The following is a 23,020-nucleotide window of genomic DNA, read 5'->3' as shown; positions in this document are numbered from 1 at the left end:
ACAAGGTAATCGCCATCGCTCGCTCCGTCAAACGCCCCGTTCATTGCAGCCTGGCTAGAGAGCTACAAGTCAATCGCCAAGTGCCGTTATCGGGTAGGCTAGCGTCTGCCGAGGGAATCTAAGGGCTGACGAATTCACGAAGCAGTTGCCAGGCAGCGGTTTCCCGCGGACCGCCGGTCTTGAGCACCGCGCTATCCAGTCGATCGAGTTCTTGGCGAACGGCATCATGACCGGTCAAGTGAATTCGCGTGGCCAAAATCGTAGCCTCTAACACAGCATGTTTTGCGCGATTCCACCCCCAAAATGGACGTTGAACCTTAGAGGTGATGACTCGCGCAGGCACTTGGCTACGTGGCTGAGAAAGGTCCCACTGTCCGGTTTCCAAACAGTACCAATGACAGGCTGATTGGATAACCCATCCGCCGGACGCTGCAGGTTCAAAGCTAACATCGACGGGCAGCGACAAGGCCGCTTGAACGATCGGCAGTACGTCGTCCATCACGTGAAAAATGCAGCTGCTATGACGACGCAGGTTCGCAAATGTGGTGGACGTTTGAAATGGGCGCAGTAGCCATTGGTCAAGCGACTGGTTGACCACCGGTCCCATCGGTGCGACGTGTGGCGAGCCGTCGGCACTGGTAGTTGTTAACAGGCCTTCGATTATCATACAGATTGGTCGGCGCGTGAGTCTTCTGATCGCTTGAGTTGAGCCTGCAAGAACTGGACAAACATCTGAATCACTGGTCGTTTTCCCAGATCGCGGAAGGTTTCGTGGCGGTGATTTTGAAGTCGATGAAATTGGCAGTTCGTGCCCGCTGCGGCTGCAAATTGTGCGGAACCCTCGGCCAAAGTCAATCGATCGTCATTGGCGTGAGTGATTAGCAATGGGATTGCTAAGCGACTGGCATGTTCCATAGCCCAGCGGCCTGAGTCGATCAGCGCCGCTCCCAATCGCAAGCTGATGCGACGATGATAGAGCGGATCGCGGCTTACCTGATCCTGCGCGACAGGGTCGTCATTCAAATCTGAAACCTTAAATCCGGTTGACAGACATGCATTCGGGAAGACTCTCGCGGCCATTCTCGCCAATACCTTCGTCAGTCCGCGGGGTTCCTGTGGCGAACGAAACATAGGACTGGAAGCGATCGCGGCTGTAGGTCGTTGCTCCTGACGCAGAATGTAGTTGACAACTAGGTTGCCACCCATGCTGTGCCCTAACAAAAAACAGGGCCTGTCCGCAGCGAAACCTCTGGACCAGCGAAAAAATGTACCGGTCTCGTCCAACAGAGAATCGTAGTTCGTGACAACTCCACGCCGGCCAGGATCATGTCCGTGTCCTGGCAGATCCCAGGCAGTGACAGCAAAACCAACGCTGGTCAGATGGTCCGCCAATTCCGCGTAGCGCCCAGCGTGCTCCCCCAAGCCATGCACGATGCCTATCGTTGCCAGAACTTCACTTTGGGGCTGCCAGCGATATGCGTAGCGCCTAAGTCCTCCTGGCCAATCCACCCAGCCCGCCGTCGATTTGCGCGAGTCTTGTGCAGAGCCGGTCGCGAGATTTGCCGCTTCATTCATCGGATCATTTCTTGGCTCTCAAGCCAGCAGCTATTCGCATCAAGCTTGGTTGGTGTAAATGGTGGACCATCGACGGACTAGAAAAATTGAATCTGAATGATCCTCGTCGCATTCCGTGTTCTAAGGATTTTTCTATTCGTTTCAACCAGAGTTGCTGTCCCAGGCTACAATTCCGTGAATCATTGATAATTAACTGCGCGCGCTGCGCATTCGATTGCTGACAATCTGGGATAACACGGCATCGGGAGCGTCGCTGGTGCGAGCCAATAAGTAGTCGCACTTAGCGGCGGCGCACACGTGTCGCACACGCTCCAGGAAGCGCTGCACTGCTTCTAAATAGCCTTCGCGGAGTGCTCGCGGATTGCAGGTCAAATGTGCAGTGGACTCTAGCCCTTCGAATCTGGTGGGATCCGTAAAAGGAAAATCTAGCTCGTCGCTGTGCATGATATGCAGAACCAAGACATCATGTCCCGCTCGTCGCAACATGCCGAGCGCTCGTAGTCCGCTATCTTGCATTCCCAGTAGATCGCTCAGCAGCACAATCAGGCCGCGCCGCGCCGAGGTCTGCAAGACGTCTTTAATGACTGACTCCAGGTCGGTCTTGTTGGCCGGACGCGTTGTGTCCAAAGATGCCAACACATCCAGTAAGTGGCTCTGGCTGGTCCGCAACGGTACTCGGGCGCGCACTCGATCGTCGAACACTACGCTGCCTACGGCGTCCTGCTGGCGGAGCACGAGCACCGAGAGGCAAGCCGCCAAGATGCAGGCGTACTCGAACTTGGTGCGGTCACCTTCACCGTAGCTCATGCTATCCGAGCTATCTACTAGCAACAGGCAGCGCAGGTTGGTGTCCTCTTGATACTGCTTGATGACCAGGCGGTCTTGGCGCGCCCAGACTTTCCAGTCGATATGCCGAACATCGTCACCAGGCAGATACTGGCGGTGTTGTACGAATTCCACAGACTGTCCGAAGTACGGACTGCGATGGCTACCGGACATGAATCCTTCGACGATTTGCCGGGCTTTCAGCTCCAAGCGTTGCGCGCGCTTGACCGCCTCAGGAGGCAAAAATCTTTTGGAAGCGGGCATCGCGCGTCAGTTCGTCTTCAGTAGTGGGAGTTTCGGCGATCAGTCGCTCAATGACGTCATCGGTGGTTACGCCATCGCTTTCGGCGGCAAATGTTACGACTAGGCGGTGGCGAAGCACGGGGGGGCATAGGGCTTGAATGTCTTGGACTGTTACATGGCTGCGTCCATGCAGCAGCGCTCGCGCCTTGCCACCCAATACTAAGAATTGGACGGCTCGCGGACCAGCGCCCCAGCCAATTTGATCGGTGACAAAGCTGGGCACACCAGCGCTGCCCACCCGAGTCTGTCGCACCAGCGTCAGCGCGTATCGAATCACATGGTCGGCCACAGGCACACTGCGAACCATATCCTGAAGCTCCAGAATCTCGGGGCCGTTCAGCACTGGTTGGATGACTTGATCTGCCTGTGACGTAGTCCGGCGCACGACCTCCAACTCGTCGTTGAAATTAGGGTAATCTACCAGCACCTTAAACATGAAGCGGTCCTGCTGTGCTTCTGGTAGCGGATACGTTCCCTCTTGCTCGATGGGGTTTTGCGTTGCTAAGACGAAAAATGGATTTCCCAGCGGATGTCGGGCGCGGCCCACAGTCACTTGCCGCTCCTGCATAGCTTCCAGCAATGCGGCTTGCGTCTTGGGGGGCGTGCGGTTGATCTCGTCGGCCAAAATCACATTGGCAAACAGTGGTCCTTCCAAGAACCTGCGCTGCAAGCCGCCAGCGGGCTGCTCTTCAATGACCTCTGTACCGGTGATGTCCGCTGGCATCAGGTCGGGAGTAAACTGTATGCGGCTGAAAGACAGCGACAGCGTGCGCGCTAGGCTGCTAATTAGCAACGTCTTGGCTAACCCGGGCACGCCTTCCAGCAGACAGTGACCACGACTAAAGACGCTAATGAGCAGTTGGTCGACAACCTCTTGTTGGCCGACAATGACCTTGCCGAGCTGCTGTAGGATACTCTGTCGAGCTGCTTGTAGTTTTTCGATCGACGAGACCGACTCGATCCCATCTCCATCCCGTGAAGCCATGCCGCCTCCAACTCCTGCATCGATCGCTTGGTTCGTAACTCATCAGATTGCCAGGCTGCATCCGCTTAAGCCACTGCCCACGCGGTACAACCTAAACTAATCTAACAGCCGACCTAGTGTAGTCTATCGAATTTCGGCACACATTCAATTGGCCGAATAGTCACTGGGCTTGCAAGTCGACAGCCGCGCGATCGCGGGATTTTGAAGAGGGAGTCCGCGGAACCCGGCCAGGCCCGCGGCTAAAGTCGATAAAGTCTGCTGGCAATTCAATCTTCTTTCCCTCCAATCGCCGCAAAGCCGCCAACTGTTCGGAGGTCAAGCGAAGGGCAACGGCATGATTAACTTTGTCTTCAGCTCGCTTAAACAATTGTCGCACCTCTTGACGCTGGCTCTGCACCAGCAATTGTTGCAATTGGCCGCGACGCAATAAATCTCGCATTTTGTCGCCCATCAAATCCATCTGCTCGCGCCAGGCACGATGATACACCGAGCGAACCTCGTCCAACTTGTCGTCCGGCAGTTGAATTCGCTCGGCCACATCGCTGTATATCACCGCGCGATCGCCGCGGGCCTGAACCAAAATCCCGATCAATCGTTCAAAATCTGCCGATTCCCGTAGGCGATTGGTGAAAGCCAGATCGTTATCGTGCAACTTTTGAGCAACGGTTTCCACCAATTTTTCGTGAGACAACGCCTGTTGGAATTGAGATTGATGAATATCCTTCAGGCTGATCAAAAGCTGTCTGTCGAGTTCGCGAATAAGCGCGTACTCCTGGTCGTCTAAGCCAATTTCATCGCGAATCGACTGGTGGCTGAGCAGCCCCAGCCACTCGACGCGACTACTGGAACAACGCTTTTGAACGTCGTGCATTACAGACCAGAAATTGGTCGGACTGCTACTGGTGGAATCCGTGACGGCCGGCTCGGCTTGCGAATCCAGTTGACTTTCTTCAGCCTGAGACCTGCCGATGATGGACCACAGACACAACTTCAGTCCCATCAGGGTACAGGCCCAGCGTCGCAGGCTGGAATGCCGCAGGGTTTCATGCAGGAGCCGTGTGAATCCCATTCGGAAGATACCCCCAGTGGCCATCAATCCAGCGAACATCAACTGAAATTCGATATCTCTAGTCTGCGTTAGCGCCACGACCAGGCTGTCTGCCACGGCCTTGTCGCGTTCCCGCTCCATCACGAGGAGGTCCGCCAAAGCCGCCAGCACCCCTGCCAAACATGCCAAAAGGTCCATTGTCGGGCAATTCAAACTTCTCGCCCTTCAGTGCTTCCAGCGATTTCTTGTTAGCATCAGTCAACTTGGATTCAACTGCAGCATTGACCTCTTCTCGCATCGTGGTGATCATCTCTTGTATCTTCGCGATATCCGGAAATTCGCCACCACTGCGCAGTGCTGTGAACTGCTCGCGAGCTTTTTCACCGAACGATTCCATCTCTTTTCGAATAGCCTCGATCGCGCTTTCCGACAGTCCAATCTCCTTGGCAACCGATGGATTCATGACCGCAGGAGGTCCGACAATTTGCACCATTATCCCGAGCAGACGCTTCTGTTTTTCGGGCGTCAGCACCTCATCCAGCAGTTCTTGCGAGGCGGTGTTGGCTTCTTCTCGCATCTTAGCGCGTTCACCCTCGCTGGCGTCACGCATGCCGCGCATCTTGCCGAAAATCTCGCCTTGCGAAGCTTGAACCGCCTGGTAAACGTCGTCTGTTAGACCAAGTTCCTTCCGAACCTCATCGATTCCCAGCATGCCAAGTAGCTGAGTTGGCCCACCACCGCCCATGCCACCCATTGCCCCCATCATGCCACCCATCATGCCCATCATCCCGCCAGGGCCACCGAAGCCTCCTCCGGGACCTCCTGGGCCACGCTGGGCACCCTCTGGGCGTGCCTCGCCCTGACCACCTCCGCCACGCCGTCGCCCGCCCTGCTCTTGGGCAAATACGATCGGCTGAATTGTGGATGTAATGAGCGCCAGTACCAACAGCTTTCGAAGATTCACGACTAAACTCCCTATGTGTTAGCGGGCGTCGCGGACTGCGCGCCACCGGACCAGTTACAGTTCTAACCGCTGAACAACCCAAATGTTCCGTGAGGACGGTCAAGTTCACGGATTTTCACAAGCAAACAACGCAAAAACAAGTCCTATAAACCTCACTTAACGCAACTTTGGAATCGCCCCGGTGTATCACAACGGATCATCACGCCAGCTGAACCGATGACGAATCTACGCCAGGAAAAGGGGAGATAGACCGTGACTACCAATCGGGTGCAAACACAACTTATGGGTGGTTTGTGAGGGCAATGGCTGGCGTAGCAACATGTCATTAGACGCTACTACGGTAGTGCACCAACAATCCAGCCGTTCTCCGATAGAACCAGTAATCCAAATACCATTCCAGTTGAAGCGTCGATAACAGGCGATCCCAACAATTGCTTGGCAATGGAAACGCCAGGCGCAATACTTAATCCCCCTGAGGCATGTAGGGCTAATCGTGTGTTGTCAATCGCCAGCGGTTCGCTCAGTTCGGGATTAACAACTAACAACACGTTGTCTCTGTTCCAGTGACTACTGACGCGGTTGGTCGGCCAACGCTCAACTGACAGCTCAGCGGGGCAGGTCAATTTGGCCAGCTCTCCGCCAAGTTCGATGGGAATCTGCTCATCCAAGGGGAAGCTTGTGCCTGCAACCTCGATGGTGACCACTCGACCGTCTCGTCGCGAAGTGCTTAGCAGGTTGTTGGGGATCAGCAACTTACCATCGTCCAGCACCAATCCCCAACATTGATCACTATTGCGCCGCGTGATGCCTAATACAGAGGACTTCCAACTGGCTACCACGCGGACGGGGGCAGGCAGCGCAAGGCCATCGAGGGTTTGATTGTCGGCACCGATGGCAATGCGTGGTTGCCATGATTGCCACTGGCTTTGCGCCTGCGGCTCCAAAGTAAATCGATGCCCAGTCACGACTTGCTTGCCAGGCGCTGGTGGGGTAGCGAAGGCGATACCACCGCGAATCCAAGCTGACAGAGAGTCGACTGAGACTGAAATGCCGCTCAGTCCTGCAGAGAATTGAATTCCGCCTACGACCCACCATTTGGAATCTTCACGAACTAATTCGGCGTACTGGGCGTCTATGACTGCCGAGATTTTTACGCTGGCAGCGTCGCGAGCTAGGCCCACTTGAGAGACTCGCCCAACTTCCAAACCGCGATAGGTGATGGGTGCGCCGCGAACGATGCCCATTCGCTGCCCTGCATCCAATTCAATTTCCAGCGAGCCGGGGCGTACCGCCAGCGGCGGAGGCTCGGTCAGCCCGACGAATTCGACAGATGGTGCGGCATTTGCTGTCCCAGGTTCCATCGCAACGTAGCTGCCTGCGATCAACGTATCCAAGCCGCGGATCTCGGTCAGTTCTAACCGTGGCCGTTCGATCCAGAACTGCGTGCCAACTCGTGCCAGTTGACTCGCCGATCCCACAAGCCGGACCGACACCTCAATCGACTGCAAATCGGAACGCAACTGAACGAACGTCACTTCTCCAACTTTGATTCCCCGAAAACGGACCGCTTGGCCAACCTCCAGCCCCTCGCCGCCGGCAAACTGAATCAACAGTTCTGCACTCTCGCCGTCGGTCATCGCCAATGGCGTTTCAAGCCCTTCAAAGCGACTTCTCGGGTTGTCGCTGTCTCCGGGCAGCAGTCCCACATATTTTGCTCCCAACACCGTATCAAGGCCGGTTATCTGGCCCAGGCTAAGTCGTGCGCGCTGAATCCAAAACCGGCTGCCCTCGACCGCCAGCGATTGGTTGCGATTGTCAAGCAGAATCTCCACATCTACGCTCTTCCGGTCGTCTGACAACACGACCCCAGTAACTCGACCCACTTCGATGCCTCGATAACGCACCCCGTCGCCCGGCTTGAGGCCGTAACCATCTTTGAAGGTCACCTGAATCGTTGTGCCGCGTGCACGATACGCAGAAGCCCACAAGCCAATGGCCAGTGCTGCACACAGCGCCGTCAGCCACCACAGTCGAGTTCTCAATCGCCAACCAGTCCGCACCTGGCGATTCTGTATTGTGGCGGTGGGAGGTTGTGCCGACTTCAGCGACGACGAGCCCGAACCGTGTGACCCGACCTGCGACACATCATTGGGAGGCATGTCCGTCACAGTTCACCAGCGCTTTCTTCCCAGATGGCATGCGGATCAAAAGCGATGGAGGCAATCATGCTCATCACCACGCATACAACGAATGCGACCACCGCAGGTCCCAAGTGAAAGCTAACAATGTCACCCAGTTTGACCAGCGTAACCAACAGCGCCAACAGCAACACATCCATCATGCTCCACCGCCCTGCCCACTCGACCACGCGATAGGTCCAAGCACGGTGCTTTCGTCTGGTGATGCCCATGTAACTCAGCTCCATGAGTGCTGCTAGCTTTACCAATGGCAGGACGATGGAGAACAACAAGACGACCATGCCCACAAACAGGCTGCCTTGCCGAATCAAATCCAACGTACCTCCCAAGAGGCTGGCGGTATGGTGATGTCCTAGTCGCTCAATTTCCAGAATGGGCAAGAGCATGGCTGGAAAGTAGAGAATCAACCCGCCCATGGCCGCGGCGAAGCAACGAGCCGCACTGCGACCTCCCGATCGACTGCCCGAGTCGATCACACTGCCGCAACGGACGCAAGTTGCATGTTGGGAGCGGTTCAATTGAGGAACACGGTGCACCAGTCCACAGCAGTGGCAGGCTCGCAATCCTCCCAGGTTTTCGTTCAGCGCTGTCGGCTCGGTGGTGCTCATGTCGTTCGTGCGCAGGTCAGATAGCCAATTGGTAAGTCGATGCTCATGGAAGTTGCAAATGTTTCCGCACAGCTAGGCCTGTTGTGAAATCCGACCATCCCCCAGTCACAGTCCACTACGTTTGGCATTATCGTCTATGTTCGTACCGCGCACAGTCCGCGTCGTGTAGAATTGACTGACTCGCGTCGAAAGTTATGGGATCAAATTCCACCGGCTAACATTTTTCGCGGTTTCTAGATGCCTTCCAACCAGCCCGAGTCGCACCTCACTACTCGTCCTCACGCCCATCAATTCTGGCTGTGGGACCAGGAACAGTTGCAGGCCCACCAGCTTGAATTATTCAACCTGCAACTCGACCAGATTCTCCCCAGCAATCGCTTTTACCAACAGAAACTGGCGTCGGCTGGTTGCATTCGGTTGGGTGATCTGAATCAATTGGCAGAATGGCCGCTGACGACTAAACAAGAGTTGGTCGACAGTGCCCTGAGCAGCGAGAGTGGGCTAAGTTTACATCACACCTATTCGCGCAGCGCGTATTCACGACTGCATCGCACCAGCGGGACTCGCGGTCAGCCGTTGTCGATCCTGGATACGTCTGACGATTGGAGGTGGTGGTCTGATACCTGGAGCCACGTGCTGCAGGCTGCGGAAATGTCGGCTGAAGATCGAGTCTTCCTGGCGTTTTCTTTTGGACCGTTCATCGGATTCTGGAGTGCTCACCAAGCTTGTATCGACCTGGGAGCTTTGGTTATTCCCGGCGGTGGCATGTCCGCCCTGGCCAGGTTGGAATTCCTCCGTCAGTCGCAGGCCAACATCGTGTGCTGCACACCCACCTATGCGTTGCATCTGGCGGAGGTGGCAGCCGACGAAAATTTCCCACTGGCTGATTTGGCAGTGGACAGATTGATTGTAGCTGGCGAGATTGGCGGTAGCTTGCCCGCCGTGCGCCAGCGGATCGAGTCGGCCTGGCAGGCTGATGTCGTTGACCATGCTGGTGCGACTGAGATCGGACCATGGGGCTTCGGTTGGCGCGATGGCTGTGGATTGCACGTGATCGAAACCAGCTTCATTGCGGAAATCCTGCCTCTGCCGATCAATCCTGCTGCGCCAGAAACTGCCGATGTCGAGTCGCCAGCGCCGTCGAAATTTGGCGAACTGGTATTGACCTCACTTGGGCGTTTCGGGGCGCCGGTCATTCGCTATCGCACCGGAGATGTGGTGCGAGTCGCCCCGCACAATGCGGCTTCCGATCGCTGTAGATTTATGTGGCTGCCCGATGGAGTCATCGGCCGCGTCGACGACATGCTGACGATTCGCGGCGTTAATATCTTCCCGAGTAGCCTGGAGAGTTTGATCCGCAAGCTACCTGAAATCGGAGAGTATCAAGTACAGGTAACTCGACATCGTCAACTTGATGAATTGAAATTAACGGTCGAGGCCGATCCCGATTGCGTCGCAGCGTTGCAGAAGTTGCTGTTGGTCAAACTTGGCTTGCGCATACCGATTCATTCGGTCGCACGTGGCACGCTGCCTCGATCTGACGCCAAAGCTCGTCGCTGGCAGGACCTCAGGCAATGACAGTTGGAGAGTAAGCATGTTACAGCGGTTCATCATCGTCATGTTGGTAGTGCTAGTGAGCCTTAGCGCTGGTCAATGTTTGTTGGGCCAGGAGTCGCAGCCGCGAAGGCCGGCAACTGACCCAGCGCAACAGGCTTCGGCAGTGGAGGTGTATGCAACGGTAGCAGGGGTTGATCTCAAGGCATATGTCTTTCGTCCGGCCGATTGGCAGCCAGGCGATCGCCGCTCGGCAATCGTGTTCTTCTTCGGCGGTGGCTGGGTCAGTGGTACACCGGCGCAGTTCGTTCCACAGTGCCAGCGGTTGGCCAAGCAGGGCATGGTCGCCATGACCGTCGACTATCGAGTTTCTTCGCGTCACAAAGTTACTGCCAAAGACTGTGTCGCAGATGCGCGGCAAGCACTCCGCTGGCTGCGGGCCAACGCTGAACGTCAAGGCGTTGATCCACAGCGTATCGCAGCCGGAGGCGGCTCTGCTGGCGGACACTTGGCTGCCGCCATCGCCTTGATTGCTTCATCAGAATCTGCAGAAAACCAAACGGTAAGTTGCGTCCCTAACGCCCTGGTGCTCTTCAATCCAGCGCTGGTATTGGATTCCATCGAAGGCGTCAGCGAGCTACCGGAGAGTCGCATGCAGAGCCTGCGGAAGCTTCTGGGCACAGCCCCACGCGACCTGTCGCCCTATCATCGTCTGCACCAAGATGCGCCTCCCACATTAGTCCTTCACGGTACCGATGATCGTGTCGTCCCGCACGCTTCGGTCAGGTGGTATGCGGAGCGAGCTACTCAATTGGGGACACAGTGCCAAGTGGTGTCCTACGAAGGCGCAGGGCATGGTTTCTTTAATCCTGGTCGCGGCCAAGAAGACTACTTTGAAGCGACCTGCCAGGAGATGGAAGCCTTTCTGCGTTCACTGAAGTTCCTCGAATAATCAACCACACAGTGAGTGCATCGGATCTACCCATTTCCAGTCGCTCTACGAAATCAAATCCTCGTCCCAATACGCTTCGCTACGGCTGCGCCGGTGGAGCTTGACCTGTTGCTTGACGTTGACCAGCGAGTGCGGAAGGCCTTGCAGAAGATATTCGCTTGCAACTGGATTTCGCCAAGTGGACTGGTAGCTCGGCTGGCTAAAATTGCGACTGATGATGAGCTCGTCTTGTGCCCGGGTCAGCGCCACATAGAGGACCCGGCGTTCCTCTTCGATGGCGGCTTTGTCTCGACTGCGCGAATGAGGGTAATTGCCCGGTTGAGCAGCAATCACATAACACACCTTGGCTTCGGTGCCCTTCGCGCTATGCACAGTGATGATGGTTAGTAAATCGTCGTTGTCGCCCGCCTCGGCCTGACTGGGCGTAACCGGATCCAGAGTATAGGTGTCCAGGAAATCTTTAGTGTGCTCATAACGCTCGGCCAATTTATGCAGTAACTTAAATTCGCGCCGACGAACGCTCCAATTGTCGTAACGCGATTCCATGAGATCATCCATCAACTCCGCCAAGTGCTCGATGCTGGTGGCAGGTGCACCGAGGAGCGTGACTGCGGTGCGCAGGGGTTGGAGCATCTCAGGGTTGGCAGATAGCGTCCCTAAATGCTCGACAGCCCTGGTAGTATCTGGCATGTCGCTTAACTGAGCGATATAGCGGGCGGCCGTTGCTTCACCGATTCGCGGCCACATCGTCAGGTAGCGAATCCAGCTCAATTCATCGCGATGATTGACCGCGATTCTCAGAACTGCTAACAGATCCTTGACATGTGCGGCTTGCAATAAACCTACCCCACCAATCAGCCGATACGGAATTTTTTTGCGGATCAGTTCGCCTTCCACGGGGCGTGCAGAGAAAGCTGTGCGACACAGAATCATCTGATCTTGCCAACGCAACCCTTGAGCCTGCCGAGCGATGGCCTGGTCGACGACAAATTCTGCCTCGTCCAGTTCTGAATCCAGTTCAACCAGCATTGGCCTGACTCCTGTACCTCGCACCGCGCGAAGACGCTTGTTGTACTTGAGGCTGGACTGTGCCAATAGCCAATTAGACAAATCCAAAATCTCCTGGGTCGAACGGTAATTCATTTCCAATTTCAGCGTCTCGGCACCGGGCAACCGCTGACTGAATGAATGCACGTTGCGAAAATCGGCGCCTCGGAAGGCGTAGATACTCTGTGCGTCATCCCCCACACAGAACAGTTGAACCTGCGGAGCCAGACTTTCCAGGATCAGCCACTGCAGCGGATTTGTATCTTGCATTTCGTCAACCAACACGTGATCGTAACGCTTGGCAATGTGCGACCGGATCTGGGCGTCCTCGCGCATTACTTTGGCAAAGCGATGTAGAATGTCGTCAAAATCCAGATAGCCCGACCGCCGCTTGCGTTGCTTGTAGGCCTCGAATACCTGCAAAATCAGGGCGATTGTGGACGGATCATGTTCGGTGAATTTTTCCAGATAGTCGGCCGGAGGCTGGTTGGTGTTCCGCGCGTACGAATAATAGTTTACTAGCTCGGCAGCTTGTGGTGCCTGCGAGCGGCGAGCGTTGTTCAGGATGTCACCGCGGACAAGTTTCATCAGGTGTACCTGATCGTCGCGGTCCATGATGGTCAGTTCGCCCAGACCAAACCAGTTGCGATGGGCTGACATCTCACGCAAGCAGAAATTGTGAAACGTGCCGGTGACCACGGAACTGGCCGGCGTTCCCACGTCCGATTCCAGGCGCCTGCGGATTTCTGCGGCCGCTCGTCGCGTAAAGGTTATGATGGCCATACGCGAGGCCGGACAGCCCTCGCGCAGCAATCTGGCAGCCCGACCAATAATTGTTCGCGTCTTACCTGTACCTGCACCCGCTAAGACCAGAATGTGCTGGTTTGTGCAGCCAATCGCAGCTATCTGCTCTGCGTTATAGTCCATCGGTTCTATCCGCTACCGAGCCACTCGAATTCGAAAGCCCCATTGGATGGTAGTTGCTTCGTGAACTATGCTCTCGGGGCGGATAACCAGTTGATCGCCATCCAATTGCAAGGTCGTGAGCGGACTGAGGCTCTCGATTTTGACCCCAGACGTTTGGCATTCGAGCACCTGGCCACTGCCGCTGGGACTAGAGTCCAATTGCCACCGCCCGTGCAGTCGATAGCTGCTGGCCAATAATGGTGGCTCAGTCGGGCTGCAGCAGGCTAGTTCCACAATCCAGCTGTGTAGGTCGGGCACCAGCGTAAAACTGACCGACCAGTGACTGCGTCCCGACATGCCCACGGCAAACATCACCTCGCGACCATCGACAAAGTGCTGACGGTAGACTTGCTGTATCGGCGGACTGACCGGCCAGTGAACTGAGTGGTCCGATTCCACCGACTCTATTTCACATGCGTCGCGGTCCGGCCCGGTGTGAGCGAATCGCCAGCCATGTTGGAAGCGATCGCCCGTCCAGCGAAACGACAATTGCCCCAGCGCTTTCCCATCCAATTCTGCATAGTCGCTGCCGGTGTGAATAGCGGTCATGATTCGCCCTCGCCCTGAATGGCCACAGAATTGACTAGGTTGGGGAATTCTGCACCATTCGCCAGCGCAAATAGGCGTCCAAGAATTCTTGAATATCACCGCTCATCACCACCTGAAAATTGTTCTTCAGATGTTCGGTTCGCGAATCTTTAACACGCTGTTCTGGGTGCAAGAAGTAGTTGCGAATCTGCGAGCCAAACCCCTTCTGGCGAACTTTGTTCTTGTACTTGGCCATCTGCTGCTCTTCGCGGCGTTCTTCCTCAATACGTGCCAACCGGGCGCGAAGCATCTTCCAGGCCATAGCTCGATTCTTGTGTTGGCTGCGTTCGCTTTGGCATTGCGCCACGACGCCGGTGGGAAGGTGAGTCAGCCTCACGGCGCTGTCGGTCTTGTTGACATGCTGGCCGCCCGCACCGCTGGCGCGGTAGGTGTCCTCCCGAACGTCCTTGTCTTCTATTTCAAGCTCCACGGTGTCGTTGATTTCGGGAGACACATCCACAGCTGCAAAACTGGTTTGACGTTTGCCTTCAGCATTGAAGGGGCTAATCCTGACTAAGCGATGAATACCTTCTTCGCCCTTCAAGTAGCCGTAAGCCATCGGCCCGCGAACCGCGATCGTTGCCTGAGTAATTCCGGCTTCTTCGTTGTCTTGGCGATCTAGCAGTTCGACTTGATAGTCATTTCGGCCGGCCCAGTTGATATACATTTGCAACAACATTTCAGCCCAGTCGTTAGCATCCACTCCACCATCTCGCGCATGCACGCTCAACAAGGCACCATCAGCGTCGTGCGGGCCGTCCAGCAGCGCCTTGAGTTCCAGTTGCTCGACGAGCTTCTCAAGCCGTTGGATTTCAGTAGTCACCTCGTCGCGAGCCGACTCGTCTTCGGCCAGTATTTCCAGAAGCCCCCCCAGATCACTAGCTGCCGTCAGGGCTTCATGTAACGGACCGACGATGGACCTGAGGCTTTTCAGCTGAGCCACTGTGGCTTGGGCACGCTCTTGGCTGTCCCAAAAGTTAGACGATGCCATCTGTTGTTCGATGGCTTGAATTTCCGCCTGCTTGTGGTCGAAGTCAAAGACTGTCCCGGAGCTGGGTCAATCGACTGCGAATCGCCTGCGCGCGATTGCTCAATTCACTATCCAGCATCCTGAGACACTCCCTGTTTAAAACGTGCAAGTCCGTGGGTTTCGGGGCAACTACACACCTCAGAGCGTGCAGCTCGCTAGGCCACGCAGTCCAGCGTCTACGTAACGATAGCCACTAAGAATACCCCGTAGCTACGCGCACCGGTCGAACCGTCCTGGACCGGCAACCTAATAGGGTCCGAACCGCCCACTCACTATCACGGTCCCCATTGTATCGCGATCCCGCCGCACGAATAGAGCCTAACGGCGGACTCAGCAACCCGGTTTTTCCTGTTCGTCCCCCAGCGACGATTGACGCCCGGTCAGTGTCGGTTTACCCTCAGAGCCCCGGCGATCCTATCCCATATTTCTGAAAACCAATCTCTCGGCCGCAACGGATCTTCAGCTTTGTCTTCGTCACCATCACGTAGCGGAGTCTTCAATACCGCCAGCGATCGTCGCTTGGAGGCGTTTGGAGAAAGTATCAGCTTCGATCGCCGGCTGTATCGTCATGACATTCAAGGCTCCATCGCCCATGCGCGGATGCTCAGCCGCCAGGGCATCATCACCACTGATGAATTTCAGCAGATCGAAGGTGCATTGCGCGAAATCGAAATCGAGATTGAGCATGGCAAAATGCAGTTCCGGCACGAGCTGGAAGACATTCACATGCACATTGAAAGTGCGCTGATTGAGCGACTGGGAGATATCGGCCGTAAACTGCACACTGCCCGTAGTCGTAATGACCAAGTCAATACCGATACACGGCTATGGGTTCGCGACGCGCTGGATCGAGTCGACGGTTTGTTGCTGCAGTTGCAACAGGCGTTCCTGAGGCGTTGTGACCGCGATCAAGATGTGATTCTACCGGCCTACACACACCTGCAACGCGCACAACCGGTGCTGGCCGCGCATTACTGGTTAGCCTACATTGAAAAGTTTGCCCGCGATCGCCAACGAGTGGCCGACGGCCGTCGCCGGGTCAATGTGTGTGGCCTGGGGGCCGCCGCCTGTGCCGGCACGTCCCTGCCCATCGATCGCCAAGCAACTGCAGCCGAGTTGGGCTTTGAGCAAGTAGCTGCCAACAGCATCGATGTCAGTAGCGACCGCGATTTCGTACTTGAATCGGCATTTGTCCTGGCAATGATCGCTGAACATCTCAGCGGTTGGGCAGAAGAATGGATACTATGGTCGACCATTGAATTCCAGTGGATTCGCTTACCACATGCGTTCTGCACCGGATCGTCGATTATGCCCCAGAAGGTCAATCCAGACACGCTGGAATTGACCCGTGGCAAGTCAGCTCGCGTCATCGGCAACTTGCAGACTCTGCTGGTGCTCGTTAAAGGATTGCCGCTGGCGTACAATCGCGACCTGCAAGAGGACAAGCCACCACTGTTTGATTCGTTCGATACTGTGGAGGCTTGCTTGGGAATGGCCATACCCATTGTCGAGCAGTCCGAATTGCTGCGGGATACGATTTCCGCCCGGCTAGGACAAGGATTCCTGGATGCTACCACACTGATGGAGCATTTGATCGTTCGTGGCTACCCTCAACGGATTGCCCATCATCTAGTCGGCAGCTTGGTTCGACTGGCCCAAGAACACGCGGTGGGACTGGATCAGCTGACGGATGAACAGCTTCGCCAGGTCGATCCCGGACTAGATGGCTCGATACGTCAGGTGTTAGGAGTGGAAAAAGCGGTACAAGCCTACCAAAGCTACGGGTCTAGCAATCCCGACCTGGTTCGCCAGCAAGTACAATTGTGGCGCCAGCAGTTACTATAAGTAGTAGGCGTCCAGTGCTTGCTCGCCACTTTTCCCCTCTGTCTCCAAGTCATGTTTCCACAGCAGCGATGAAACTCCGTCTACTCAACCGTCGCGCTGATTATTGGACGATACGCTCCTGTCTGTGGGCAGTGCTTTGGCTCGCGTTCGCATCACTAGCGCCAGGTCAGGACGATACATTTGCCGACGATGACCCGTTTGGCTCGGATACGTCGTTCGACAGTTCAGAGATGGATGCTGATGATAGCCAGTTGCCATTTGGAGCAGTGGACACAGGCGACCAGCCTGTCAGAGACGCAGCTGCGGGGCGACCCGCCACTCCACAATCGGATCGAATCTCAACGACCGAAGATCCATTAGTTGCTATCCTCCGCGAGCGACCTCCAAAGTCACCTCAAGATTTCGGTAAAACGATCAACTGGATGACGCAGTTGGAATTGTGGCCTGAAGTTGCCAAACTGCTGGATCAAGTCGCCGCCAAGAACTGGCCGCTGTCAGTCAAGGTCCAAGTCTCTCAAGCGGCTGGCAGACAAACCTGGATTCGACTGCGCCGCGATGACGTTGTTCTTAACCCCGCGCAGAGCGAATTGGTCAAATCACTCATGCAAGCCCCCTCGCAAGCCGCGCGCGATCCGAAATTGATGGATGGCTGGATTGCAAAGTTAGCCGATGCGCAGCCCGGGCAGCGTCGTCTAGCGCAGTTGCGACTCCAAGATGGAGGGTCGCCGGCCATCGAACGTCTGCTAGATGAACTGCTCAATCTGAATTCAAGAATCCCGGCTGATATGCTGGCTGATACTATCGTACAGTTTGGCCAGGAGGGTATTGACGCCTTGCGCGCGGCCTGCCGACTTGGTGATGCTCAGCGGCGCAGTCGAGTACTATTGGCACTGGTGGATGTGCCTAGCCAAAACTTTGCTGCTGAACTAGCCACCGCGCTGCATAGCGACCAGATCGATCCGCAATCACAAGCTGCCCTCGCCGAGCGCTTGGCAAAAAGATACCCGAGTCTGCCGCAGCTACAGTCGGTTCAAGATCATTTGCGGCGCCAATTCGCCCAAGCATTGACTGAATACCAAGAGTTGCGCCTTGAGCCGAATAGATTGCCGGTCTCCGTGTGGCGGACGGATGTTAAGGATTTAAGAATCGTGCGGACTGAAGAGCCGCCACAGCTGCTGGCATTGGAGCGTGTTGCGCAGCTCGCTTGGATGCTTGTTCAATTGCCTTCGGCCAGTTCAGACGATTGCGTGGCGGCGGGAACCATCTGGCTTCAGCGGGCCTATCATCTCCATCTGTCACAGGATCTGCCCAAGGTCGTGGATGGATTGCTGGCCGGTTGGCTGCCTGCTGAGCTGTACGTCGAACCGCAGTATTGGATCAGTATCTTTGAGCAGGCGGGAACATGGCAGATGCATGGTGCGGCACTCGGCAGCCTAGAAGCTTTGGCGTACCGCTCTCGCCAACAAAAGTTTTCAGCGCCCATTGAGTTCCTGGGCAATTTGCTCCGCGACGCCCGACCAATCGTGCGCTACTGGGCATTATCCGCCATTGCAGCGTTGGAACCGCAGGACAATTATCCGGGTGCCGAACAGGCCCTGGCGGTGGCTCTGGAGATGTCTCAACTGGGGCGAGGACCGACCGCGTTGGTTGTGGGAGGATCGCAGGAATTGTGTTTGAGCGCTGCCGCCCAAGTCCAGCAGCAGACCAGCGGGCCGGCACTGACGGTCAACACGGGCCGCGACGCGCTGCTGCGATTATCTCAAAACACCCCTATCGAGTTACTCATGATCGTCGATCGGGTCGAAGACATGAGTCTGTATGAGTTAATGCAGCGACTTCGACGAACTCCAGGAGGTGGATCGCTGCCGGTGGCTGTGCTGACCGATCAACTGCAAGCCCACGAAAGTCGTTATATCGAACAGACCCCCGGCTTCCAGGCTTCGCTTTTAACGCACCAACCTGAGCAAATGGCCACCGTCATCCAGGGAATGAGGCAGGCGCTGGAAACCGGGATGCTGACCGCCAGCGACCGTGAACAGCTTGCTCAGACTGCAGCTAAATTCATGGGTCAAATTGCGTCTGAGCCGGAAAAATACTCTTTCTATCCCTTAGATGTTTGGCGTCACTCGCTAATTCAAGCTACCTCGGTCATTCCTCTGGATTTGCGGACGCAAGCCTTGGCAAACATTGGGACCGGCGAAAGCCAGTGGCGTCTGGCACATTTGTGTTCGGCAGAAACTGCCACACAGCAGCAGCGAATTACGGCTACTCAGGCTTGGGAAAAATCAGTTCGGCAGTTTGGCTTATTGTTGAGCAAGCAACAAACCCAAGACATCTATGATCTGTATAATCAGAAAGGTCCAGGTGATCCAGCCCTGGCCAAGGTGCTCGGCTTTGTACTGGATGTCATCGAAGCTCAGGCAGGTACTCGAGCCTGGCCCGACGCGCTGTAATTGCGGATGACACATCCGCCCAAGCCACAGGCCTGTCTCGTGTTGCACATCCGTTCACGGATTTGTAGGCTGGGATAAGCCAAGTTTGTGCTGGTGTAATGGTACAATCCCGTTGTATGCGAAAAGAGTCAAAGAACCAATGAATGCCGTTGGTTGGGCCCAACACCGGCCGACCAATCGCACGTCCGAATTTGACATGCGAAAGGAGTTTGTGTGCGATGTTACTGACACAGGAATTGTCATCCAGCGGGCGCGAAGGCGTGCAGCAGCGTCGCGAGCATTCTGGTGTACAGCATTGTTTGATTGGCAATAGCCCCGCCATCAAGAGTGCAATTCGCGACTGTCAACGATTCGCTGATACGCGATGCAGCGTGCTACTAACCGGCCCTAATGGCAGCGGAAAACGGCACGCCGCACGACTCATCCACGCCTTGAGTTCAGAGGGTGATAGTCCGTTGCCGACAGCCTATTGCGCTGGACTTCAGCTTGAGCGCTTGGACAGCTTGCTTCGGCAATCGCCAGCTCGTGCGTTGCTGTTGTGCGATGTTGATCGAGCCAGCGATGAGGTGCAAGTGCGACTGCTGGAGCTGCTGGAAAGTGTATCGCAGTCGGGTCACGAAAATGGCCAGATGACGTCACATCGGGCGTGGCGGATTCTGGCTACCAGTAGTTGTGATTTGGCCAGCCAGGTACAGTTAGGCAAGTTTCGTGAGGATCTGTTCTGGCTACTAAACATTGCCCATATTGGCTTGCCGCCACTCAGTCAACGTCGCGAAGATATCCCGCTGTTGATAGAACATTTCGTCCGACGTTGGCAGAAGTGCGGCCAACCGAATTCCGATCATTGCCTGACGCCATCGGAGATGGATAAACTACTCAATCACAGTTGGCCTGGAAATGTTCGCCAGCTTCAATGTTGCATTCAGCGGGCGATGGCGCTGGGTAGACTTGGACAAGCTGATTGGGGATGGCTACTGCAACACTTCAGCGTTCCGCCTTCACCGTCTGAAAGCCGCCATGACTTGGTCGCCGCCGCTGAACCGCCCGACATCGAATCGCTAACCTATGCCTTAGTGAAACACGGTGTTTTGCGAGCCGACCAAGAGCAAGAGTTGCTGCACGAATATGTCGTCAATCGCGTTGAACGGGAATTGATCGCACAGGTGTTAACTGAATGCGGGAACGTGCAAACCAAAGCCGCACATCGGCTAGGAATTAACCGCAATACGCTGCGCACCAAAGTCAAAGACTACAATCTGGAGATTCTCGAACAACCATCGAATTCACCAGAATACAAGTGATCGCCAACAGGATGGCAATAGCACCCATGGAACGAATGGGATTAGTAGAGTTGATGCTCCGTAATAGTCCTTGCTGATCTTTCGAGGTTATTCCCAACCGCGACAATCCAGCCCCATGATTAACACGTAGCCCCGCTCCAGGAATCTACATGTCATGACCTCATTATCGTATAGTCTGCCAATATGCATGCGATCAACCCTACTGCCGGTAACTGGATGCCTGCTACTGATTTTGCTGCCGATACTCGGTGATGGTACCAGGGCGCTACGGGCACAGCAGTCTACTTTGTCACATGTGGCAGGCGAACAAGGCGATCCAACTTCTTCTGGATTCAGTGGCAAGAATTCGTTGTCTTTGAACCACGGATTGATATCACATTGGCCAGTTGTCTGCGGCAATCAGGCAATTGCCGAAGGGCAGACACCACGATTTGGACGGGGGGATTTTTCGATCAGCCTGTGGTTCAATTCCGACCCTGATCGCTCAGGACAATCTGCAGACTTAATTAGCCAGTACGACCCCAAACTGCGGCGCGGATTTCATCTGACGCTCAAAAGCAATTCCGGTGCTACCTCCAACCAAGCCAATTGGCGTCATCTGCAATTTGGACTCGACGACAATCGCTTGTCGTCGTTTGTCAATTGTGGTCGCCCTGGCAATGCGTTGCTGGCCTTTGCCTTGGCCGTTCACGATGGACAGTTGTATGCGGGCACCTGTGAGCCTGGCGCGGGCCAGTGTGGCCACGTCTTCCGCTACAATGGCCAGAGTGGCTGGACCGACTGTGGTTCGCTCGACGGTTCCAATAGCGTGACCGCGCTGGCTGTTTATGACCACGCACTCTATGCTGGCACGGGCAAGTACCGTGTTGCTGGGTCATCCTTGCCGGAATCGCCCAACGAACAATTGGGAGGTCGAGTCTATCGTTACGATGCGACTGGGCAGATCTGGATCGACTGTGGCCAGTTGCCAGACACCCAAGCTGTAGGTGGCTTGGTCGTCTTTCAAGATCGACTATACGCCTCGTCACTCTACAAGCCAGCTGGATTGTTTCGCTATGCTGGTGAGCGCCGATGGGAATCGTTGCCCGTTCCGACGCTGGCAGTCATTGGCGAATCTAACTCTTCAGTCACCGAGCAACCGGCGCGCGTCGTTTCGTTGTGTAACTTTGAGGGGTTGTTATACGCTACCAGTTACGATAGCGGTCATGTGTATCGCTGGGATGGCGCAGCTTGGGAAAACTGCGGAATGGTAGGTGACAACACGCAGACATATGGCTTCACCGTTTACCAAGGCAAGTTGCTGGTTTCCACCTGGCCTAGCGGACGGGTCTATCAATTTGTTGGTCCCAATAACTGGAACGATCTGGGGCGCTTGGGGGAAGAACTGGAAGTGATGGGACTCATGGTCCACAACGGGCGGCTGTTCGCAGGCACGCTGCCGCTGGCTCAGGTGTACGCCTACGACGGCCAACAACAGTGGAGCTTGCTCCAACAATTGGACCAAACCCCCGACGTGCGCTACCGTCGAGCCTGGACGATGGCCGAGTATGACGGTCGCTTGTTCTGCAGTACGCTCCCTTCGGGACAGGTGTATGCATGGAGTCAAGGTGCCCAAGTGGCCAGTGGTCAGTCGCTATCGACGGACTGGCATCACGTGGTGGCCATTCGCAGCCGGCAAGAACTTGAGCTTTGGATTGACGGCCAACTGGCGGTCAGGCGTACCATCGACGGCTTGCCGGAATACGACCTCAGCAACTCGGCTCCGTTGACAATCGCTAGCGGCATGAATGCGCCGCTGGCAGGGCAAATCGTCGACTTGCGGCTTTACAATCGTCCACTGCCAGCCCCACAAATCGCGGAGCTTGCTGTTCAGCGCCCCTCTGCGACGTCGGGCAGACTGCCCATTCATCCGAGCAATCAGTAGCCAACGCTCGTGCAGTGTAGCCACCGTCGCCTGGACGGTCAAATGCTAACCACCGTCGCTTAGAGGGTGCTATGTTGTCTTTGCCCATATCTACGCTCTGGCGAGCACAACGTACGCGCATAGTACAGTACGCCCATAACACAGTCGTGAATCGCTACTTCAACGCCGCCAACGCCGCATCGTAGTTCGGTTCGTTGACCGTCTCGGCAACTTGTTCGGTATACAGCACTTTACCGCGTTCGTCGATGACCACGATGCTCCGCGAAAGCAGACCAGTGAGCGGGCCGCTATTGAATCGCACGCCATACTGCTGTCCAAATTCTGGATTGCGGAAGACCGACCCCACGCTGACTTTGTCGATGCCTTCAGCTCCACAGAATCTGCCCAGCGCAAACGGTAGATCCGCCGACACGCACACGATTTTAGTATTGCTCAGCGCTGCCGCTTTTTCATTGAACTTGCGCACGCTCGTCGCACATGTGCCCGTATCGATGCTGGGGAAGATATTCAGCACCACGCGGCTACCCGCCAGGGACGCCAGTGTTAACTCGGACAAATCTTGCTTGACCAGCGTAAATGCAGGTGCTTGTGAGCCCACCGCTGGTAGATCGCCAACCGTTTCGATCGCGTTACCTTTGAGTGTAATCTTAGCCATAAGGATTCCTCTTATTGAATGTGCGATAGTGTCGTTGTGGTCTAAACCGTCCAGTTGACGCGTCCAAGAGTTTATGCCAATACAGAATCAAGGCAAGGGCGTATGGAAGCTCTTCTGCCAACCAAGCTTGGGTGGAATTCAGGGTGGCGGGAACTTCAGGTTTCTCGGGAGGCAGGGACGTTCATGGCAATGACTTGGA

Annotated in this window: 18 protein-coding genes; 6 read left to right on the top strand and 12 right to left on the bottom strand. The window is 55.6% G+C overall.

Translation table 11 applies throughout. The features are described from left to right. Positions 1-118 precede the first annotated feature (118 nt). The 8 genes from KF752_00485 to KF752_00450 all read right to left on the bottom strand — a co-directional run bounded on the left by KF752_00485 (position 119) and on the right by KF752_00450 (position 8,506). Complete coding sequence (locus KF752_00485; GenBank protein MBX3420008.1) at positions 119-667, bottom strand: DUF447 family protein; 549 nt, start codon at positions 665-667, stop codon at positions 119-121. Further along, positions 664-1,575 (bottom strand): lysophospholipase, encoded by a 912-nt coding sequence (locus tag KF752_00480; GenBank protein MBX3420007.1) that lies wholly within the window; start codon positions 1,573-1,575, stop codon positions 664-666. The genes KF752_00485 and KF752_00480 overlap by 4 nt, the downstream gene beginning before the upstream one ends. Positions 1,576-1,764: 189 nt before the next feature. After that, positions 1,765-2,664, bottom strand: a complete 900-nt coding sequence (locus tag KF752_00475) for a DUF58 domain-containing protein (protein ID MBX3420006.1) — start codon at positions 2,662-2,664, stop codon at positions 1,765-1,767. Further along, positions 2,633-3,688: a MoxR family ATPase gene (locus KF752_00470; GenBank protein MBX3420005.1), complete on the bottom strand. Its 1,056-nt coding sequence runs from the start codon at positions 3,686-3,688 to the stop codon at positions 2,633-2,635. The genes KF752_00475 and KF752_00470 overlap by 32 nt, the downstream gene beginning before the upstream one ends. A gap of 160 nt (positions 3,689-3,848) precedes the next feature. After that, positions 3,849-4,880 carry a hypothetical protein gene (locus KF752_00465; GenBank protein ID MBX3420004.1) on the bottom strand — a complete coding sequence of 344 codons (1,032 nt, stop codon included), beginning with the start codon at positions 4,878-4,880 and terminating at the stop codon, positions 3,849-3,851. Further along, the gene (locus KF752_00460; GenBank protein MBX3420003.1) at positions 4,816-5,700 is read right to left on the bottom strand and encodes a hypothetical protein; all 885 of its coding nucleotides are present in this window, start codon (positions 5,698-5,700) and stop codon (positions 4,816-4,818) included. Before KF752_00460 ends, KF752_00465 begins: the two co-directional genes overlap by 65 nt. 335 nt (positions 5,701-6,035) lie before the next feature. Continuing rightward, positions 6,036-7,868: an MCE family protein gene (locus KF752_00455; GenBank protein MBX3420002.1), complete on the bottom strand. Its 1,833-nt coding sequence runs from the start codon at positions 7,866-7,868 to the stop codon at positions 6,036-6,038. Continuing rightward, the gene (locus tag KF752_00450) at positions 7,865-8,506 is read right to left on the bottom strand and encodes a paraquat-inducible protein A (protein ID MBX3420001.1); all 642 of its coding nucleotides are present in this window, start codon (positions 8,504-8,506) and stop codon (positions 7,865-7,867) included. The genes KF752_00455 and KF752_00450 overlap by 4 nt, the downstream gene beginning before the upstream one ends. A gap of 237 nt (positions 8,507-8,743) precedes the next feature. Between KF752_00450 and KF752_00445 the strand changes: the two genes are divergently transcribed. Together KF752_00445 and KF752_00440 are read left to right on the top strand one after the other, a co-directional pair. Next, entirely contained in the window at positions 8,744-10,084 is a 1,341-nt protein-coding gene (locus KF752_00445) for a phenylacetate--CoA ligase family protein (GenBank protein ID MBX3420000.1), read from the top strand. 16 nt (positions 10,085-10,100) lie between these two features. Further along, on the top strand, positions 10,101-11,012 hold the full coding sequence (locus KF752_00440; protein ID MBX3419999.1) for an alpha/beta hydrolase: 912 nt from the start codon (positions 10,101-10,103) through the stop codon (positions 11,010-11,012). Between the two features lie 45 nt (positions 11,013-11,057). Here the strand turns inward: KF752_00440 and KF752_00435 are convergent, their stop codons facing one another. The 3 genes from KF752_00435 to prfB are packed head-to-tail and all read right to left on the bottom strand — an operon-like array spanning position 11,058 to position 14,625. Continuing rightward, complete coding sequence (locus tag KF752_00435) at positions 11,058-12,986, bottom strand: ATP-dependent helicase (GenBank protein MBX3419998.1); 1,929 nt, start codon at positions 12,984-12,986, stop codon at positions 11,058-11,060. 12 nt (positions 12,987-12,998) lie between these two features. Next, complete coding sequence (locus KF752_00430; GenBank protein MBX3419997.1) at positions 12,999-13,574, bottom strand: hypothetical protein; 576 nt, start codon at positions 13,572-13,574, stop codon at positions 12,999-13,001. A 34-nt stretch (positions 13,575-13,608) separates the two neighbouring features. Beyond that, positions 13,609-14,625, bottom strand: coding sequence for a peptide chain release factor 2 (gene prfB / locus KF752_00425; protein MBX3419996.1), 1,017 nt, complete (start codon positions 14,623-14,625; stop codon positions 13,609-13,611). A gap of 483 nt (positions 14,626-15,108) precedes the next feature. Between prfB and argH the strand changes: the two genes are divergently transcribed. From argH to KF752_00405, 4 genes are all read left to right on the top strand, one after another. Continuing rightward, positions 15,109-16,488, top strand: a complete 1,380-nt coding sequence (gene argH / locus KF752_00420; GenBank protein ID MBX3419995.1) for an argininosuccinate lyase — start codon at positions 15,109-15,111, stop codon at positions 16,486-16,488. A gap of 68 nt (positions 16,489-16,556) precedes the next feature. After that, complete coding sequence (locus KF752_00415; protein ID MBX3419994.1) at positions 16,557-18,941, top strand: hypothetical protein; 2,385 nt, start codon at positions 16,557-16,559, stop codon at positions 18,939-18,941. Positions 18,942-19,159: 218 nt separating this feature from the next. Beyond that, a complete protein-coding gene (locus KF752_00410) occupies positions 19,160-20,242 on the top strand; it encodes a sigma-54-dependent Fis family transcriptional regulator (protein MBX3419993.1) in 1,083 nt (360 codons plus the stop codon). A 154-nt stretch (positions 20,243-20,396) separates the two neighbouring features. Next, a complete protein-coding gene (locus KF752_00405; protein MBX3419992.1) occupies positions 20,397-22,166 on the top strand; it encodes a LamG domain-containing protein in 1,770 nt (589 codons plus the stop codon). Between the two features lie 154 nt (positions 22,167-22,320). On the opposite strand, the gene tpx is transcribed toward KF752_00405, so the two are convergent. Next, positions 22,321-22,821 carry a thiol peroxidase gene (gene tpx, locus KF752_00400; GenBank protein ID MBX3419991.1) on the bottom strand — a complete coding sequence of 167 codons (501 nt, stop codon included), beginning with the start codon at positions 22,819-22,821 and terminating at the stop codon, positions 22,321-22,323. Between the last annotated feature and the right edge of the window lie 199 nt (positions 22,822-23,020).

The sequence above is a fragment of the Pirellulaceae bacterium genome, from assembly GCA_019636385.1.
Lineage (GTDB): Bacteria > Planctomycetota > Planctomycetia > Pirellulales > Pirellulaceae > Aureliella.
Note: the sequence above shows the minus strand (reverse complement) of the source record. Positions and strands in the feature narration are given on the sequence as shown.

Excerpts from the sequence above, each read along its gene's own strand:
- KF752_00415 (MBX3419994.1), top strand. The coding sequence starts at position 16,557 with ATGAAACTCCGTCTACTCAACCGTCGCGCTGATTATTGGACGATACGC.
- KF752_00445 (MBX3420000.1), top strand. The coding sequence starts at position 8,744 with ATGCCTTCCAACCAGCCCGAGTCGCACCTCACTACTCGTCCTCACGCC.
- KF752_00480 (MBX3420007.1), bottom strand. The coding sequence starts at position 1,575 with ATGAATGAAGCGGCAAATCTCGCGACCGGCTCTGCACAAGACTCGCGC.
- tpx (MBX3419991.1), bottom strand. The coding sequence starts at position 22,821 with ATGGCTAAGATTACACTCAAAGGTAACGCGATCGAAACGGTTGGCGAT.
- KF752_00475 (MBX3420006.1), bottom strand. The coding sequence starts at position 2,664 with ATGCCCGCTTCCAAAAGATTTTTGCCTCCTGAGGCGGTCAAGCGCGCG.
- KF752_00410 (MBX3419993.1), top strand. The coding sequence starts at position 19,160 with ATGTTACTGACACAGGAATTGTCATCCAGCGGGCGCGAAGGCGTGCAG.
- KF752_00435 (MBX3419998.1), bottom strand. The coding sequence starts at position 12,986 with ATGGACTATAACGCAGAGCAGATAGCTGCGATTGGCTGCACAAACCAG.
- KF752_00470 (MBX3420005.1), bottom strand. The coding sequence starts at position 3,688 with ATGGCTTCACGGGATGGAGATGGGATCGAGTCGGTCTCGTCGATCGAA.
- KF752_00450 (MBX3420001.1), bottom strand. The coding sequence starts at position 8,506 with ATGAGCACCACCGAGCCGACAGCGCTGAACGAAAACCTGGGAGGATTG.
- KF752_00405 (MBX3419992.1), top strand. The coding sequence starts at position 20,397 with ATGACCTCATTATCGTATAGTCTGCCAATATGCATGCGATCAACCCTA.
- KF752_00485 (MBX3420008.1), bottom strand. The coding sequence starts at position 667 with ATGATAATCGAAGGCCTGTTAACAACTACCAGTGCCGACGGCTCGCCA.
- KF752_00440 (MBX3419999.1), top strand. The coding sequence starts at position 10,101 with ATGTTACAGCGGTTCATCATCGTCATGTTGGTAGTGCTAGTGAGCCTT.
- KF752_00430 (MBX3419997.1), bottom strand. The coding sequence starts at position 13,574 with ATGACCGCTATTCACACCGGCAGCGACTATGCAGAATTGGATGGGAAA.